This window comes from Gymnodinialimonas sp., from assembly GCF_059726805.1.
On sequence record NZ_AP041059.1, the window covers coordinates 1,299,693 to 1,314,995 of the forward strand.

Genomic DNA, 15,303 nt, shown 5'->3' on the forward strand with positions numbered 1-15,303 from the left:
GACCGATAGACTTGGTCGGGGACCGCGTGCGTGGTAGGCTTCGCCCATGCTGCGTTACCTTGTCCCCGCCCTATGTCTGGGCACCGCCCTTGCGGCCCAAACGGAGCTTTCGCCCCCGACCGGGATCGAGGCCGTCCCGGGCGCGGGCGATCAGTGCTTCGGTTTTTGCTGCGTGATAGAGGGGCGGTTGATCTGCAACCCCGAAGTCCCCTCCCAACCCGCAAGCCCCCTGGGCCCGGTGATCATGCACAACGGCCAACAGCTGAACCTGGAAGACATCCGCCAACAGCTGGAGATGCAGGTGCAAGAATAGATGGTGATCTTCGACCCCGACCAATGGGACGTGCTTCTGCGCCATTTCGAGACGGCGCTGCTCTACGGCATCGTCCCCATCGTGGCCATCGCCCTGATCGTGGCCCTCCTCTGCGGTGTCACCGGATCCTGGCGCCTGATGCGCTTTGCCTTCTTCTTCGCCGTCCTGGGCGCGGGCTTCGGCCTTCTCCTGGGCGCCAGCCGCGCGCCCGCCGTCAACGCCTTCCTGCCCGCGCTCATCACCCTCATCGGCGGCCTGGTGATCTACGCCTTCCCCAAGGAAAACCCCGCCATGTCCCTCTTGGCTGACCCCGGAGAGACGCCTGAACCCCAAATCGTCCGCCAATTCGTGCTCGTGGCCCTCGCCTCGCTCGTGATGTCGTCGGTCGCAGGCGCCAACTTCGGCAGTTCCGTACGCGCCGACCATGAGGCGTTCCTGCGCGAAGAGGCCCGCGACCTGCTCCTCTACGAGACCATCGAGCTGCCCATCGAACTGGAACAAATCCGCCGTGCGCTCAACCTCAGCGATTAGATCGCCGCTTGCCCAGGCACCCCGGTTTGACTAAGGACACGGGGCACATCCAGAAGCGAGGGAGAGACCCATGGCAGGCCATTCAAAATGGGCAAACATCCAACACCGCAAGGGACGCCAGGACAAACTGCGCGCCAAGGTGTTCTCGAAGATGTCCAAGGAAATCACCGTCGCCGCCAAAATGGGCGACCCCGACCCCGACAAGAACCCCCGCCTGCGCCTCGCCGTGAAAGAGGCGAAATCCGTCTCCGTCCCCAAGGACGTGATCGAGCGCGCCATCTCCAAGGCCACCGGCGGCGACGCCGAGAACTATGACGAGATCCGCTACGAGGGCTACGGCCCCAACGGCGTCGCGGTGATCGTGGAGACGATGACCGACAACAAGAACCGCACCGCCTCCACCGTCCGCTCCACGTTTACCAAGAACGGCGGCAACCTGGGCGAAACCGGCTCCGTCGGCTTCATGTTCGACCGCAAGGGCCAGGTGACCTACCCGCTGTCGGCCGGCGACGCCGACACCATCATGATGGCCGCCATCGAGGCCGGTGCCGAAGACGTCGAAACCAACGAGGGCGACGGCGACGAGGACCCCGGCAACCACGTCATCTGGTGCGCCGACACCGACCTGAACGACGTCTCCAACGCCCTGGAGGCCGAACTGGGTGAATCCGAATCCACCAAACTCGTCTGGCGCCCCACCACGACGACCGAACTGGGCCTGGAAGACGCCCAAAAGCTGATGAAGCTGATCGAGGCCCTGGAAGAGGACGACGACGTCCAGACCGTGACGGCGAACTTCGAGATCTCCGACGAGGTCATGGCGCAGTTGGGGGCGGAGTAGGGGGGCATTCGGCCCCTTGCGGACATCTGATCCAAACGCAAAGGATCGCACGGCTTAGCTCGAAGCAGACATTAGCAAAGGCCACGAGAATGATAGGGCGACGACGCTACTGCTCACATTTGATCAACGGCTAGATATTCGCGGCGTTTAAGCACTCGCCGCAATCAAAGAAATAGCCTCCTCGACAGCTACCCTTGACTTCTCAGTTCCAAATTCCGTTTTTATACTAATATCCAGTGCTGAAAGCGTTTGTACGATTCCTAAGCACTGCATGGAAAGACGCTGACGTTCACCATCAGTGAGTACTTTTCGGTTATTGTAGCAAAAAACCCTTATATCTTCCAGCACTCGAATTGCATGTACTCTGTGATCTGGTGCCGAAAGCATATTATGCACCTTATCTATAAGATCGAACAAAACTTCAGTGTCGCCTGGAAACCCATCTTCACCTGCGGGCGCTTGAAGGATTAGTTTCAGATAGTTCGTATCCAGTTGATAAGTTAGAAAACCTTCGGTCGTCGCTGCTCTTTGATATGCTGTTTCTAGGTGCTTTCGCGCCATGTTGTAGTTGCCCACGTCCTGCATAAATATGCTGTATTGCAGCCAAAAAAGCGGCTCATCATTTATTATGATGTTGTCTCTCAGTGTTTCATAAAGGTCAGTTATTGATTTTTGTGTCTCGCCGTCACGGTCTCTGCCAAGCAAAGACGATACTCTCCCATATTGGAGGAGAGCACCAAGAGCCTTGCGAGCTTCCCGATTTCGCTGGGAGCTCAGGTTCGTGCCATTTTTCTTGCGTTTGGCAGCCTCTAGCGCCAGCCTGCAAATAACACTTGCAATGCCGTGCGAGCCGACATGTTCCCTCAAGAAGTACTCGCTAAAGACCGCTGAGTGCAATGCAAGCGCTTCTGGCGTCAAAGCACCGAACTCAAAGGCTGCGACTTCATTCTTCAACAGAATATCAAACGGATCACCACCTGTAATCGCACGGATGAAATCAGTCCCAACGTGAATTGAGAATGATCTCATCACACAAGCAGTCGCAATCACCTTCATTGCTTCCGTGTCGTCTAGCAAGGGTTTGATCGCAAGTCTCAAACGCTCTTTGATGTATGGGCTGTTTAACAAGTCTACCAGATGATCGCGCAACTCAGTCCGGCCACTGCCCGAGAGTTCAAGCCCTTCTGATGGAATACCTGAACGCGATAGAAGTTCTCTAAAGTTTTGTCGATCCCTTCTCTCAAATGGATTTAGATCCAACCTACCGATTGGGTTTGGTAGGAAGCTGTGTACCTCGCTTCGCCGAACTTGATCGGTGCCGGTGTTAATCTCGACTATGAAAGTCGCATTCGCCTTTAATTCGGCAATCTCGTCGGACACGGCCACGACGTCGTCATAGGTTCTAAAAAAAACAATAAGGTCATTTACTTGAGAAAGAAACTCAATCTCTGACGGGGGGATGTCACTGTGACTTGTGTAGCGCACACAGCTCTTGCCAGCGGCCGACAGTTCGAGGCTGAGCATATCAGCAAAGATGCTCTTTCCATTCGCGGTTCGGGAATGAAGCAACAGCGTCTTTGAGTCTGAGATTGCCTCCTTAGCCTCTTGCATCTTCGACTCTCTCGGTATCGCGAACTCGGCCTTTGGATAGGTTGAGGACAAGGATCGAAAATTGTAGTTGCCTCGCGTCAGGAAGTTCTCAATCTCAACTGGAGTTGGCCTAGCGATCGCTTTGTTGTCTTTGTAAGGGTCAATCAGCCGGAAGGCACGCAGTTGCTGAAAATCGCTGATTGGGTCCCCTGTTTTGGCATTGGAACATGATTCAGCGAAGCCAGAAGTCGCAATCGGATCTACTGAGCCGTATCCTTCTAACCTATCAAGCATGTAGTCGCTAACGGGATCACGCAGTATAAACCTGGTTTTCCCGGAAATGCCCGGATCTTTCGTTAGGTACTTGGCAACAACAAAGTCGTTCAAGTTGTATCCAACAAAAAATATCCATTGAGCACCTTGAATGTCTCTTTCAAACTGATCCCACCATGGGCTGCCCAACGCCGCCTGCTCTGCGTATGAGCGGTGATCTAGCACAAGCTGTGAAAGAACGTTTTTCCTGTCACACGCATGAATGTAACCATGCAAGTGCACCACAGAGTTTGAAGGAAATTTGCGAGGCCTCTCGTCATCTATCGAAAAGCTTGACCTGCGACTCTTCTTTGGGATGTCTTTTTCAAAGAATTCAACAGCATCATCGTAATTTGTTGTATAGATTCTTCTCCACCGCTTACCCAAAATAGTCTTTTGGTCGTCATTCAATTCTGTAATGATAAAAAGCTCGTGCAACAAGCCATACAAGTCTACCCCTCGATTAGCGGCATAAGAGGCTGCATCCTTAAGGTCGATATCTGCATTGTCTTCATCAATCTCGGACATAATAGTTTGCTGAAGGCCGTTGCCAACTGGCGGATGACCGGATCGCTTATTTGTGGCGGCTGCTGAAAAGCCGGAACCCAAGAAAAGCACGCATCGTTCTGTATCATATTCGAGTGGGAAATCCATACTCGCTCCGGTTTAAATCTATCAATTCCGTCTGACAAATACTGATGGAGTTTGTGGCATTTTTCAACACCGGGTTGGCCGGGCATATTCGGCTCCCCGAGTCTATGGAAAGTCCGCACACTGCGCAAAGCCGCCCCCATCCGTGAACGATGTGAATGGCCGCTTCCCGCCCATTCATGCATCTATCAGAAGTCGGCTCATTCTGCCGCATCCGCATAGAGCCTCCTCCAGAACAAACACCCCAAAAAAATCCCTAACAAAACGTTAACAAAATCCACAAAATCACACAATTTCAACTACATAACCCCTGTGCTCAAGCTTGAGCATCCCTGCGCACCCCCCAAATCCCAGCCCCCACCACCCCCGCTTATCCCCTTGCGGCCCCGCCGCCCCGGTGGTCATCTGGCAGGACATGGAAACCCCAGCCCCTCCCATCGTCGCGCCCGCCTCCCGCCCCGGGTGGGGCATCTTCTGGATGCTTCTCACGGGCCTCTGTTTCGTGGCTGTCACCGCGACCGTGAAGATGGTGGGCACCGACGTCCCCGCGATCCAGTCCGGGTTCCTGCGCTACGCGCTGGGCCTCGTTTTCCTGATCCCCATGCTCCCCTCCGTCCGCCGCGCGGCCATTGATCGGCCCCTCGCGGGCCTCTTCCTCGCGCGGGGTGTTGCCCATGCCTTCGCCGTCTCGCTCTGGTTTTTCGCCATGACCCGCATTCCCATCGCCGACGTCACGGCGCTGAACTACCTCAACCCGGTCTACGTCATCATCCTTGCCGTAATCTTTCTGGGCGAGCGTCTCGGCCCCTACCGGATCGCCGCCGTGGCCGTGGCCTTCGCGGGCACTTTCGTGATCATCCGCCCCGGCTTTCGCGAGATCGATCTGGGCCACATCACCATGCTCTTCACCGCCGTTTTCATGGCGGGCAGCTACTTCCTCGCCAAGATCGCCTCGCAGCGGACAGCGCCCGAGGTGGTGGTTTTCTACCTGTCGTTGATCGTGCCGGCGCTGCTGGCGCCGCTGGCGTGGTACGTCTGGGTGCCGGTCGGGTGGGAGGATTTGGGCTGGCTTTTCCTCTGCGCCTTCTTCGCCACAATCGGCCACTACTCGATGACGCTGGCGTTCCGCGCCGCGCCGCTCGCCGTCACCCAGCCGGTCACCTTCCTGCAACTGGTCTGGGCGACGGCTTTGGGCGTTTTCGTCTTCGGCGAGCCCGCGGACGGCTTCGTCATCGCGGGCGGCGCGATGATCATTGCGGCGATCAGCTTCATCACCTGGCGCGAGGCGGTGCTGGCCCGCCGTCGCCGCGCCGCCGTTTAGGCGGTCTCCTCGCCGGTCCCCTCAAGCCGCGCCTGGAAGCGTTCGAAGAACTGATCAGCCATCTTGGTGGCAAAGCTGTTGACCAGCCGCGAGCCCAGTTGCGCGATCTTGCCGCCGACCTTGGCGTCGACGTCATAGGTCAGCTCGGTCCCGCCCTCAGGGTGATCGGCGAGCCGGACCTGTGCCGCGCCTTTGGCAAACCCGGCGACGCCGCCTTTGCCCTCGCCCGAGATCGTGTAGCTTTCGCCCGGCACGATATCGGACAGGGTCACGCCGCCTTTGAACGTGGCTTTGACGGGGCCGACCTTCTGCTTGACGGTGGCCTCAAAGCCTTCCTCGGGCGAGCCGGTGAGTTCTTCACAGCCGGGGATGCAGGCCTTGAGGACCTCGGCCTCGTTGAGCGCTTCCCAGACGGCCTGGCGGTCGGCGGCGATATGTCGGCTGGCGTGTAGTTCCATGATTTCCCCCCTGTTTCTCGGTAGCTTACGACGCTTGGCCGAATTGGCAATGATCTATTGCGCGACCTGGTAGGGCAGGGTGCCGCGTCGGTTTGGGTCGACCAGAAGCTGGCGCTCCAGCGGCGGGACGGCGCGCTGGTGGCAATTGGGACGCTCACAGATGCGGCAGGAAATGCCGATGGGCTGAAACGCCGTGTCGCGGTCCAGATCGAGGCCATCGGCATAGACCAGCGAGGCCGCGTGGCGCACCTCGCACCCCAGCGACACCGCATAGCGGCGGGTCGGACGGCCCCAGGCGCCGCCGGATTTCGACACGTCGCGGGCCAGGATGACATAGCGGGCGCCGTCGGGCGTCTCGGCCAACTGCCTCAGAAACTGGCCGGGTGTCTCGAACGCCTGATGCACATTCCACAGGGGACAGGCGCCGCCGAACCGGGCGAATTGCAGCCGCGTGGCAGAGTGGCGCTTGGTGACCGTGCCCGCCTGATCAACGCGGGCGAAGAAGAAAGGAATGCCCTTGGCGCCGGGGCGCTGGAGGGTGGAGAGACGGTGGGCGATTTGTTCGATGGACGCGCCGAAGGTAATCGCCATCCGCTCCAGATCATGGCGGGTGTCGCGTGCGGCCTCGGAAAAACGGACATAGGGCATCAAGACGGCGCCCGCGAAGTAATTGGCCATGCCGATGCTGGCGATTTCGCGTGCGGTCTCGGACTGGAAACGGGCGAGATCCAGGGTCGCCTCGATCAACTTCTGTTGGCCGAGAAGCGCGTATTGATGCAGCAGTTGGAACCGCTGCGTCTCAGGAGCGGCTTGGGGTGAGAGGGTCAGGACCTTCGTCTCGGGCACGTAGGACCGGACGCCCTCGCCCGCGGCCATGCGGATCGTGACGCCCATGTCGCTGAGCACGGCTTGGGTGTGGGCTGCCAGATCGCCCGTGGCGCGGGTCGCAAAACGCTCGGCCGCGCGGTCCACGGCGTCGATGTAATTGTCAGTGTAGTGGAAGAAATCGCGCACCTCTTCCCAGGGCGACGGGGTGGCGCTGCTTTGCTGACCCAAGGCCTCATCGAGGGAGGCCAGGCGTTCGTGGGTCTGGCGATAGGCGCGGTGCAGTTCCAGAAAGGCGCGGGCCAGCGTGGGCGCGTTGGAGGCGGCAAGCCGAAGATCGGCGAGGGCAGGGGTGGTTTCGGCAAAGAGCGGATCGGCCAGGGCCTCGCGCATGTCCGACACGATGCGGTCGGCGTCGGAGGCCGAGAGTTCGGTCACATCGATGCCGAAGTCCTGGGCCAGGCCCATCAACACGGCGGTGGAGAGCGGGCGGTTATTGTTCTCCATCTGGTTGAGGTAGGGCAGGGAGATCCCCAACTTCGCCGCGAAATCCTTCTGGGTCAGGCCCACGCCCGTGCGGATAGCGCGCAGCTTGGCGCCGACATAGAGCTTTTGCGTGGCCATGGATGCCCCCTTTGCAACGCGAGGTTAGCGGATTTGCAATTGTGGGAGCAAGGGGCCGGGGGAGACGCTGCCTCGCGATCTTTTGCACGGCAAAAGACGCAAGCCTCGCCCCTCCCGCCGTCCCGCAGGCGCCGCGCTAGGGGTTGGGGTCGGCGCTGACCTGGGCCTCTCTTCGGATGGTGTAGAGGATCGACACGACCGCCAGCACCGCCGTGGCGAACATGATCCACAAGAGCGGTAACTCGCCCCGATCCCCCGTCAGCAAGGCGGCGGCCAGCAGCGACATCGCGCCGCCGCCTGCCAGCATGATCGCGCCGCCGAGGCCCGAGGCGCTGCCCGCCAGATGCGGGCGGACCGACAACATGCCCGATGTCGCGTTGGGCAGGACCATGCCGTTGCCGAGGCCCACGAAGGTCATGAAGGCGAAGAAGGTGAACGCCGTCTGTCCGCCCGCAAGCGACAGCCCGAGCGAGATCCCCATGCCCACTGCCGAGGCGATGGACCCCCAAAGGATCATGCCGTTGATGCCCACCTGCATCGAATATCGGCCCGAAATCCAGTTGCCGAAGAAATACCCCACCGCCGGTGCGCCGAAGTAAAGGCCCACTTCTGCCGCCGACAGACCGAACACTTCCGAGCCCACGTAGGGCGCGCCGCCGAGGTAGGAGAAGAAGGCCCCCGATGCGAAGGACGCGGCCATGCAATAGCCCCAGAACCGGCGTGAGGCCAGAAGCTCGGGGTATTCCCGGACCTGTTCGCGCAGGCTGGAGGTTTGGGCCTTCGCCGTCTCGCCCAGATCCAGCCAGACCAGCAGATGGATCGCGGCACCCAGCGCCAGCAGGAGCCAGAAGTTCGCTTGCCAGCCGAAAGTTTCCTCCAGCGCGCCGCCGATGCCCGGGCCGATCATTGGCACCACGGCCATTCCCATGGTGACGTAGCCGATTTGCGAGGCGGCCTCGGCCTCTTCATGCATGTCGCGCACCACCGCGCGGCCCAGGACCAGTCCGGTGACGATCACCGCCTGCATCATGCGGAAGATCAGGAAAACCTCGATGCTTTGCGCCATCAGGCAGCCGATGGTTGCGAGCATGAACAACACGCCCCCGCCAAGGATCACCGGGCGACGCCCAAGCCGGTCCGAGATCGGGCCGATGATCACCTGCAGGCCCGCGTTCACGAACAGATAGAGCGAGACCGACAGCTGCATCAGGCGGTAGTCGGCCTCAAAAAACGCGGCCATCGCGGGCAGGGACGGCAGGAAGATGTTCATCGACAGCGCGCCGAGGCCCGTGACGACGATCAGGGTGAAGATATGCGGAGGGGAGGAGCGGTCCAGAAACCGCGCCGGGGATTGGGAGGTCATGACCCTGAGCTACGCCTGATCGTGCGGCGCGTCCAGAGGGCGGGTTTGCAGCGGGTGAGATATGCAAGTTTGCAAAATGAGAGGCGTGATCGCTAAGTAATTTGCAAATATACATGTTCGCTCTGGTTGCCTGGCCCGCTTGCGCCTATTTTGCGGCCCAAGCCGAAAGGGAGAGACCATGACCGATATTCTGGAACAGCTTGAGACGCGGCGCGCCCAGGCGCGCGCGGGAGGCGGCGAAAAGCGCGTCGCTGCGCAGCATTCCAAGGGCAAATTGACCGCGCGGGAGCGGGTTGAACTGCTGCTCGATGAGGGATCGTTCGAAGAATATGACATGTTCGTCGCCCACCGCGCGACCGAGTTCGGCATGGCCGCCAATCGCCCGCCGGGCGATGGTGTGATCACCGGGTGGGGCACGGTCAATGGCCGCCAGGTCTATGTCTACAGCCAGGATTTTACCGTTTTGGGCGGCTCGGTGTCCGAGACCCATGGCCAGAAGATCTGCAAGATCATGGACATGGCGATGCAGAACGGCGCGCCGGTGGTGGGTATTGCGGACTCTGGCGGGGCGCGCATTCAGGAAGGCGTCGACTCGCTGGCTGCCTATGGCGAGGTCTTCCAGCGCAACATTGAAGCTTCCGGCGTGGTCCCCCAGATCTCGATGATCATGGGGCCCTGTGCCGGCGGCGCGGTCTATTCGCCCGCCATGACGGACTTTATCTTCATGGTCAAAGACAGCTCTTACATGTTCGTCACCGGCCCTGACGTGGTGAAAACCGTGACGAATGAGGTGGTTACCGCCGAAGAGCTTGGCGGTGCGTCCACCCATACCAAGAAATCCTCCGTCGCCGATGGCGCGTTTGAAAACGATGTGGAGGCCTTGGGCGAAGTCCGCCGCCTGATCGATTTCCTGCCGCTATCCAACCGCGAAAAGCCCCCGGTCCGCCCGTTTTTCGACAGCCCCGAGCGGGTGGAGACGAGCCTCGACACGCTGGTCCCCGACAATCCCAATCAGCCCTATGACATGAAAGAGCTGATCACCAAGCTGGCCGATGAAGGGGATTTCTACGAGATCCAGGAAGACTTCGCGGGCAACATCCTGACGGGTTTCATCCGCCTTGAAGGCCAGACCGTGGGCGTGGTGGCGAACCAGCCGATGGTGCTGGCGGGTGTTCTGGACATCGACTCGGCCCGCAAGGGCGCGCGCTTCGTGCGGTTCTGCGACTGCTTCAAGATCCCGATCCTGTCGCTCGTGGACGTTCCGGGCTTCCTGCCCGGCGTGTCCCAGGAATACGGCGGCGTCATCAAGCACGGCGCCAAACTGCTGTTCGCTTATGGCGAGGCGACGGTGCCGAAAGTCACCGTCATCACCCGCAAGGCCTACGGCGGCGCCTATGTCGTGATGGCCTCCAAACACCTGCGGGCAGATGTGAACTATGCCTGGCCCACGTCCGAGATTGCGGTCATGGGCGCGAAAGGCGCGGTGGAGATCCTGCACCGAGCAGACCTGGGCGACGCCGAGAAGACCGCCGCGCATACCAAGGAATATGAGGACCGTTTCGCCAATCCCTTCGTAGCCGCCGAGCGCGGGCATATCGATGAGGTCATCGCCCCCCGCTCCACCCGCCGCCGCGTCTGCCGCGCCTTCGCTGCCCTGCGGCGCAAGGACAAGAAGATGCCGTGGAAAAAGCACGACAACATTCCGCTGTAATGGGCCGGGGTGCTTGGCATACCGCGCGGGACGGCGACACGTTAACCCTGTCACGCAAGCGCACGGCCCGGTTTGACCTGGCCGAAGTCACGTTTCTTCCGGGCGAGGATCTGGTGCGCTCGCTGATTGCCCATCAGATCCGCCAGGACATGTGGCGCAGGTTGCAACGCTTGCGCGGCTTTTGCCCCGCCGTGCGGGTGACGACGCAGCCGGGCGGGGTCGCGATCCTTGCGGGTGGTGCTGTGGAAGGCGCCGTCACCGACCGGGCGCGGGCGACCATCGCCGATTTGCTCAACGACCCGGTCCTGCGTACCCGCTGGATCACCAACGCGAGGCGGCGCTGATGCTTCGTGTGGTTCTGATCGTACTGACCGTCGCGGTCGCAGGCTCCGCCGCGTTCCTGTTGTTGCGCGGCCCCGGCAGGCCGCCGATCTGCACGACCGACGAGGTGCTGCAAGCCCCGTCGGGCCACGACCTGCAGCTCTGCGATGTGGCGTTTGAAGAGCAACCCTCTGGCGAGGCTTGGGTGATTGTCCGAGTGCTGGATGCCGCTTTGGGCGATGCCACCCGCGCGGGGCACGGCGATCACGACTGGGCCTGCGAGACCTGGGGGCTGCCCGCGATGGACAAGGAACCGCGTCCCACGCGCATTATCGTGCAGATCATGGCCGAGCCCTTTGTGCGCGGTGAACCCGCGCCGGGGATAACCCAATCCATCGAGGCGTACTCGGAAGAAAGTGCCACCTGCATGTGGGAGCTTTTGTGATGCGTCCCCAACATCTTGCAGCGCGACGTTCATGTGAACCCTTTGGTGATGCATTCGAGTCACACGCAGAGCTTTCTTGTGGAAAACTCTGTGGAGAAGCCCGCGTCCCATGTAACGTCCCGCCTAGCTGCTCCAACGCAGCTGTACCTCGGATCGTGCCCGGGTCTACGGGCATCGCGCCAATAGGCCCGGTCACACCGCGAGGCAATAAGAAGAAGAAAACGGCTGTTACGGGATTGCAGACACCGTCACAGTCGAAACGGCAAGTCCTACGGTGCAATCCCCCAGAGCACCCGAGCAGGACATCCCCTCTAACCGGACGGGGCTTCGGTCTCGTCCGGTATATCTCCCCCAATAAATCGGGGGTCTCCCCATGCTGAAACACCGCGGTTTCCCCGGGCGTCTTCCGTCCAGCGAGCATCAATTCGTGATCCGTCGCGACAACAAATCCGGCGCCACCAAGCTGATCGCGCGTGAGCGCTATGCCGACCGCCGCCCCCCCGACCGGCGCGCCGACAGTGGCTTCATGGAGGCGCTTTGGCTTTACTTCGGGGAAGAACCGTTCGAGCGGGGCAACCTGGATGCAGGCCGCCTCAGTTGGCTGTTCGGGCGCGAGGTTGTGCCCGCCGAAGACCCGTTTGACCCCGAAAGCTACGAGGCGCTTCTGAAAATCGACGTCCCGCGCGCCCGCGCCTCGTTTCCCGAGGCTTTTGACGGCACCGGCGTCTGGGAAGGGGCCCCCACAAAGGGAAAGTCGGCATGATCCCGCGCGCCGTTAACCAAAACAAGCGGCCAGCCGCGCAGAACCGCCTGCACCTGCCTGCCTATCTTTCGCAGGCAAAAATTCCTGCCATGGTGGGTGGGTCGGCCACTGTCCCCAGTTGTATGTACCCGGCCGACACCCACAAGACGTGTTACCCTTCCCCTATAGGGCGGTCCGCCGTTTCAACGGTGCGACCGCCTTTTTTTTCCAGTGCAGCCCGGTTTTCCGCCGATCTGCCGTCTGCGCAAAACTTTCGCTCGTCTCCTCTGTCAAACCGCGTAGGCTATCGCCACATAGGCATATCGACAGGAGACGCAGCAAAATGCGCACCAAATTCACCCTTACCGCCCTTTTCGCGGCGACCCTTGCTGTTAGCGGATGCGTCACATCCGATCTTGAACGCGCGGGCGTCGGCGCCGTTGCGGGCGGTGTCACGGCGGCGGCCCTGGGCGGCAGCGTTGCCACGGGCGTTGCCGCAGGCGCGGTCATCGGCGCGGTTTGCGACGAAGTCACCAACATCTGCCGTTAACACATCCGCGGGTCTGACCCGCCGGACATCATTCAAATGCGACCATCCGGGCCAAGCGGCGCGGGTGGTCTTTCTAGTTGTGCGGGCGCTCAAGACCCGCCGGGAAGGGACGACATGTTCAAGAAACTCCTGATCGCCAACCGGGGCGAGATCGCCTGCCGCGTCATCAAGACGGCGAAGCGCATGGGCATCCCCACCGTCGCCGTCTATTCCGACGCCGACCGCAACGCGCTGCACGTGAAGATGGCCGATGAGGCGGTGAACATCGGCCCACCGCCCGCCGCCGAGAGCTACATCGTGATCGACAAGATCATGCAGGCGATCCGCGACACCGGCGCTGATGCGGTCCATCCGGGCTACGGGTTCCTGTCGGAAAACATGCTGTTCGCCCAGGCGTTGGAAGCCGAAGGCGTAGCTTTCGTGGGCCCGCCCGCCAATGCTATTGAGCAGATGGGCGACAAGATCACCTCCAAGAAACTGGCAGCAGAGGCGGGGGTTTCCACCGTCCCCGGCCACATGGGCCTGATCGAGGACGCGGCCGAGGCGATCAAGATCTCGGGCGAAATCGGCTATCCGGTGATGCTGAAGGCCTCCGCCGGGGGCGGCGGTAAGGGCATGCGGATTGCGTGGAGTGAGGATGAGGTGGCCGAAGGGTTCCAGGCGTCCAAGAACGAGGCCGCCAGTAGCTTCGGCGATGACCGCATGTTCATCGAGAAGTTCGTGACGCAACCCCGCCATATCGAGATTCAGGTGCTCGCCGACCAACACGGCAACGCGATTTACCTGGGCGAGCGCGAGTGCTCGATCCAGCGCCGCAACCAGAAGGTCATCGAAGAAGCGCCCTCGCCGTTCCTTGATGAGGCGACCCGCAAGGCGATGGGCGAACAGGCCGTGGCCCTCGCCCAAGCCGTGGGCTACACCAGCGCGGGCACCGTGGAGTTCATCGTCGATGGGGAGCGGAACTTCTACTTTCTGGAGATGAATACCCGCCTGCAAGTGGAACACCCGGTGACGGAGCTGATCACCGGCGTCGATCTGGTGGAACAGATGATCCGCGTCGCCGCGGGGCAGCCGCTGGAGATGGCGCAGGATGACGTCACGCTGACCGGTTGGGCGATGGAATCCCGCCTCTATGCCGAAGATCCTTACCGCAACTTCCTGCCCTCCATCGGGCGTCTCACCCGTTACCGCCCGCCCGCCGAGGTGGCCGCCGGCCCGCTGCTGACCTCCGGCAAATGGCAGGGGGAGGCCGAGGCAGGCTCTACCGCCGTGCGCAATGACACGGGCGTTTACGAGGGCGGCGAAATCTCGATGTACTACGACCCGATGATTGCCAAGCTCTGCACCTGGGGCCCGGACAGGCCCACGTCGATTGAGGCGATGCGCGTGGCGCTCGACAGTTTCGAGATGGAGGGGATCGGCCACAACCTGCCGTTCCTGTCCGCCGTCATGGACCACCCAAAATTTGCCTCCGGTGACATCACCACCGCTTTCATCGCCGAAGAATATCCTGACGGGTTCGAAGGCGTCACCCTGCCAGAAGACGCCTTGATCCGCGTCGCCGCCGCTGCCGCCGCCATGCACCGCGTGGCCGAGATCCGGCGCACGCGCGTGTCGGGCCGAATGGACAACCACGAACGCCGTGTCGGGGCCGATTGGGTCGTCTCCCTGCAGGGGCAATCATTTGAAGCGGCGATTGATGCCGACCATCAGGGAGCCACGGTCACCATCAATGGCACCGCCCTGCGCGTGGCGTCCGATTGGACGCCCGGCGATCAACTGGCGCGCCTTTCGGTGGATGACACGCCACTGGTTCTGAAGGTCGGCAAGCGCCCCGGCGGCTTCCGCCTGCGCACCCGGGGGGCGGATCTTCAGGTCTTCGTGCGCACCCCGCGTCAGGCAGAGCTGGCGGGCCTGATGCCCGAAAAGGTCGCGCCCGATACGTCGAAACTGCTGCTCTGCCCGATGCCGGGCCTCGTGGTGAAGATCGACGTCTCAGAAGGCGACGAGGTGCAGGAGGGGCAGGCCCTTTGCACCGTCGAGGCGATGAAGATGGAGAATATCCTGCGCGCCGAGCGCAGGGGCACCGTCTGCAAGATCAACGCGGGTCCCGGCGACAGCCTCGCCGTGGACGAGATCATCATGGAGTTCGAATAGCCCCGATGATCTTCCTACGCGCCAAAGGGTTCCAGACGGAAACTCAGCCCCCGCGGCTGAGCTCCTCTTGGCGCAGCTGGAAGTTGTCGATGGCGCGCACGATCTCGCGCACGTCGCGCAAGGCCGGGCGCCGCAGACCCACGGTGCCGTCCTTGGCCAGCACCACAAGCGAGAACCCCCGGGGCCGCAGCGCCGTCCGGATCTCGGACCGCGCGGCGGGGTCGGTGTCCACGATGATGACCACGTCACGCTCCAGCAACGCGGCGGGCCGCTCGGCCAGAAGCGCCAATTGCTCGGCCACGCGCGGGTCGGCGGGGGTGTCGGCGAATATGATGATGGGCCGGGCGACCCACAGGAATTCGTCCAGCGTCAGCCCGGCGGCATCGCGGGGGGCAAGGGGGTCAATCTCTGCCTCAACGGCGGCGTCTGTTGTCCCCTGGGCCAATGCGCCAAGGGGTGCGAGGCCCATCAGGGCAATCAGTAGAATGCGGTGCAAAGTCATCACGTCTCCAGTTTCGACAGATATAGTGAGCTTCGCGCGCAATGCT

The 15,303-nt window shown here is 61.5% G+C and carries 15 protein-coding genes; 10 read left to right on the top strand and 5 right to left on the bottom strand.

Going from position 1 to position 15,303, the window contains the following annotated elements:
* Window positions 1-46 precede the first annotated feature (46 nt).
* The 3 genes from AC6I9R_RS06470 (at window position 47) to AC6I9R_RS06480 (ending at window position 1,685) form a co-directional block, all read left to right on the top strand.
* A complete protein-coding gene (locus AC6I9R_RS06470) occupies window positions 47-313 on the top strand; it encodes a hypothetical protein (RefSeq protein ID WP_461428008.1) in 267 nt (88 codons plus the stop codon).
* Window positions 314-844: a hypothetical protein gene (locus AC6I9R_RS06475; RefSeq protein WP_461428009.1), complete on the top strand. Its 531-nt coding sequence runs from the start codon at window positions 314-316 to the stop codon at window positions 842-844.
* Window positions 845-914: 70 nt separating this feature from the next.
* Window positions 915-1,685 carry a YebC/PmpR family DNA-binding transcriptional regulator gene (locus AC6I9R_RS06480; RefSeq protein ID WP_461428010.1) on the top strand — a complete coding sequence of 257 codons (771 nt, stop codon included), beginning with the start codon at window positions 915-917 and terminating at the stop codon, window positions 1,683-1,685.
* Window positions 1,686-1,832: 147 nt separating this feature from the next.
* Here AC6I9R_RS06480 and AC6I9R_RS06485 read toward each other — a convergent pair whose 3' ends face one another.
* Window positions 1,833-4,241: an SIR2 family protein gene (locus AC6I9R_RS06485; protein ID WP_461428011.1), complete on the bottom strand. Its 2,409-nt coding sequence runs from the start codon at window positions 4,239-4,241 to the stop codon at window positions 1,833-1,835.
* A gap of 412 nt (window positions 4,242-4,653) precedes the next feature.
* Here AC6I9R_RS06485 and AC6I9R_RS06490 point away from each other — a divergent pair, with 412 nt between their 5' ends.
* Window positions 4,654-5,559, top strand: a complete 906-nt coding sequence (locus tag AC6I9R_RS06490; protein WP_461428012.1) for a DMT family transporter — start codon at window positions 4,654-4,656, stop codon at window positions 5,557-5,559.
* On the opposite strand, the gene AC6I9R_RS06495 is transcribed toward AC6I9R_RS06490, so the two are convergent.
* The 3 genes from AC6I9R_RS06495 to AC6I9R_RS06505 form a co-directional block, all read right to left on the bottom strand.
* Complete coding sequence (locus AC6I9R_RS06495; RefSeq protein ID WP_461428013.1) at window positions 5,556-6,017, bottom strand: SRPBCC family protein; 462 nt, start codon at window positions 6,015-6,017, stop codon at window positions 5,556-5,558. The genes AC6I9R_RS06490 and AC6I9R_RS06495 overlap by 4 nt on opposite strands.
* A gap of 54 nt (window positions 6,018-6,071) precedes the next feature.
* Complete coding sequence (locus AC6I9R_RS06500; protein WP_461428014.1) at window positions 6,072-7,466, bottom strand: helix-turn-helix domain-containing protein; 1,395 nt, start codon at window positions 7,464-7,466, stop codon at window positions 6,072-6,074.
* Between the two features lie 136 nt (window positions 7,467-7,602).
* Window positions 7,603-8,829, bottom strand: a complete 1,227-nt coding sequence (locus AC6I9R_RS06505; RefSeq protein WP_461428015.1) for a multidrug effflux MFS transporter — start codon at window positions 8,827-8,829, stop codon at window positions 7,603-7,605.
* A 178-nt stretch (window positions 8,830-9,007) separates the two neighbouring features.
* Between AC6I9R_RS06505 and AC6I9R_RS06510 the strand changes: the two genes are divergently transcribed.
* The 6 genes from AC6I9R_RS06510 (at window position 9,008) to AC6I9R_RS06535 (ending at window position 14,755) form a co-directional block, all read left to right on the top strand.
* Entirely contained in the window at window positions 9,008-10,540 is a 1,533-nt protein-coding gene (locus AC6I9R_RS06510) for an acyl-CoA carboxylase subunit beta (protein ID WP_461428016.1), read from the top strand.
* Entirely contained in the window at window positions 10,540-10,884 is a 345-nt protein-coding gene (locus AC6I9R_RS06515) for a glycosyltransferase family protein (RefSeq protein ID WP_461428017.1), read from the top strand. The genes AC6I9R_RS06510 and AC6I9R_RS06515 overlap by 1 nt, the downstream gene beginning before the upstream one ends.
* Window positions 10,884-11,306 carry a DUF6497 family protein gene (locus AC6I9R_RS06520; protein WP_461428018.1) on the top strand — a complete coding sequence of 141 codons (423 nt, stop codon included), beginning with the start codon at window positions 10,884-10,886 and terminating at the stop codon, window positions 11,304-11,306. Before AC6I9R_RS06515 ends, AC6I9R_RS06520 begins: the two co-directional genes overlap by 1 nt.
* Window positions 11,307-11,679: 373 nt before the next feature.
* On the top strand, window positions 11,680-12,069 hold the full coding sequence (locus AC6I9R_RS06525) for a hypothetical protein (RefSeq protein WP_461428019.1): 390 nt from the start codon (window positions 11,680-11,682) through the stop codon (window positions 12,067-12,069).
* Between the two features lie 322 nt (window positions 12,070-12,391).
* A complete protein-coding gene (locus tag AC6I9R_RS06530) occupies window positions 12,392-12,598 on the top strand; it encodes a YMGG-like glycine zipper-containing protein (RefSeq protein WP_461428020.1) in 207 nt (68 codons plus the stop codon).
* A gap of 114 nt (window positions 12,599-12,712) precedes the next feature.
* Window positions 12,713-14,755 (top strand): acetyl-CoA carboxylase biotin carboxylase subunit, encoded by a 2,043-nt coding sequence (locus AC6I9R_RS06535; protein ID WP_461428021.1) that lies wholly within the window; start codon window positions 12,713-12,715, stop codon window positions 14,753-14,755.
* A gap of 43 nt (window positions 14,756-14,798) precedes the next feature.
* Here AC6I9R_RS06535 and AC6I9R_RS06540 read toward each other — a convergent pair whose 3' ends face one another.
* Window positions 14,799-15,257 (bottom strand): DUF4174 domain-containing protein, encoded by a 459-nt coding sequence (locus AC6I9R_RS06540; RefSeq protein ID WP_461428022.1) that lies wholly within the window; start codon window positions 15,255-15,257, stop codon window positions 14,799-14,801.
* Window positions 15,258-15,303: the final 46 nt, after the last annotated feature.

Excerpts from the sequence above, each read along its gene's own strand:
- AC6I9R_RS06470 (WP_461428008.1), top strand. The coding sequence starts at position 47 with ATGCTGCGTTACCTTGTCCCCGCCCTATGTCTGGGCACCGCCCTTGCG.
- AC6I9R_RS06475 (WP_461428009.1), top strand. The coding sequence starts at position 314 with ATGGTGATCTTCGACCCCGACCAATGGGACGTGCTTCTGCGCCATTTC.
- AC6I9R_RS06480 (WP_461428010.1), top strand. The coding sequence starts at position 915 with ATGGCAGGCCATTCAAAATGGGCAAACATCCAACACCGCAAGGGACGC.
- AC6I9R_RS06485 (WP_461428011.1), bottom strand. The coding sequence starts at position 4,241 with ATGGATTTCCCACTCGAATATGATACAGAACGATGCGTGCTTTTCTTG.
- AC6I9R_RS06490 (WP_461428012.1), top strand. The coding sequence starts at position 4,654 with ATGGAAACCCCAGCCCCTCCCATCGTCGCGCCCGCCTCCCGCCCCGGG.
- AC6I9R_RS06495 (WP_461428013.1), bottom strand. The coding sequence starts at position 6,017 with ATGGAACTACACGCCAGCCGACATATCGCCGCCGACCGCCAGGCCGTC.
- AC6I9R_RS06500 (WP_461428014.1), bottom strand. The coding sequence starts at position 7,466 with ATGGCCACGCAAAAGCTCTATGTCGGCGCCAAGCTGCGCGCTATCCGC.
- AC6I9R_RS06505 (WP_461428015.1), bottom strand. The coding sequence starts at position 8,829 with ATGACCTCCCAATCCCCGGCGCGGTTTCTGGACCGCTCCTCCCCTCCG.
- AC6I9R_RS06510 (WP_461428016.1), top strand. The coding sequence starts at position 9,008 with ATGACCGATATTCTGGAACAGCTTGAGACGCGGCGCGCCCAGGCGCGC.
- AC6I9R_RS06515 (WP_461428017.1), top strand. The coding sequence starts at position 10,540 with ATGGGCCGGGGTGCTTGGCATACCGCGCGGGACGGCGACACGTTAACC.
- AC6I9R_RS06520 (WP_461428018.1), top strand. The coding sequence starts at position 10,884 with ATGCTTCGTGTGGTTCTGATCGTACTGACCGTCGCGGTCGCAGGCTCC.
- AC6I9R_RS06525 (WP_461428019.1), top strand. The coding sequence starts at position 11,680 with ATGCTGAAACACCGCGGTTTCCCCGGGCGTCTTCCGTCCAGCGAGCAT.
- AC6I9R_RS06530 (WP_461428020.1), top strand. The coding sequence starts at position 12,392 with ATGCGCACCAAATTCACCCTTACCGCCCTTTTCGCGGCGACCCTTGCT.
- AC6I9R_RS06535 (WP_461428021.1), top strand. The coding sequence starts at position 12,713 with ATGTTCAAGAAACTCCTGATCGCCAACCGGGGCGAGATCGCCTGCCGC.
- AC6I9R_RS06540 (WP_461428022.1), bottom strand. The coding sequence starts at position 15,257 with ATGACTTTGCACCGCATTCTACTGATTGCCCTGATGGGCCTCGCACCC.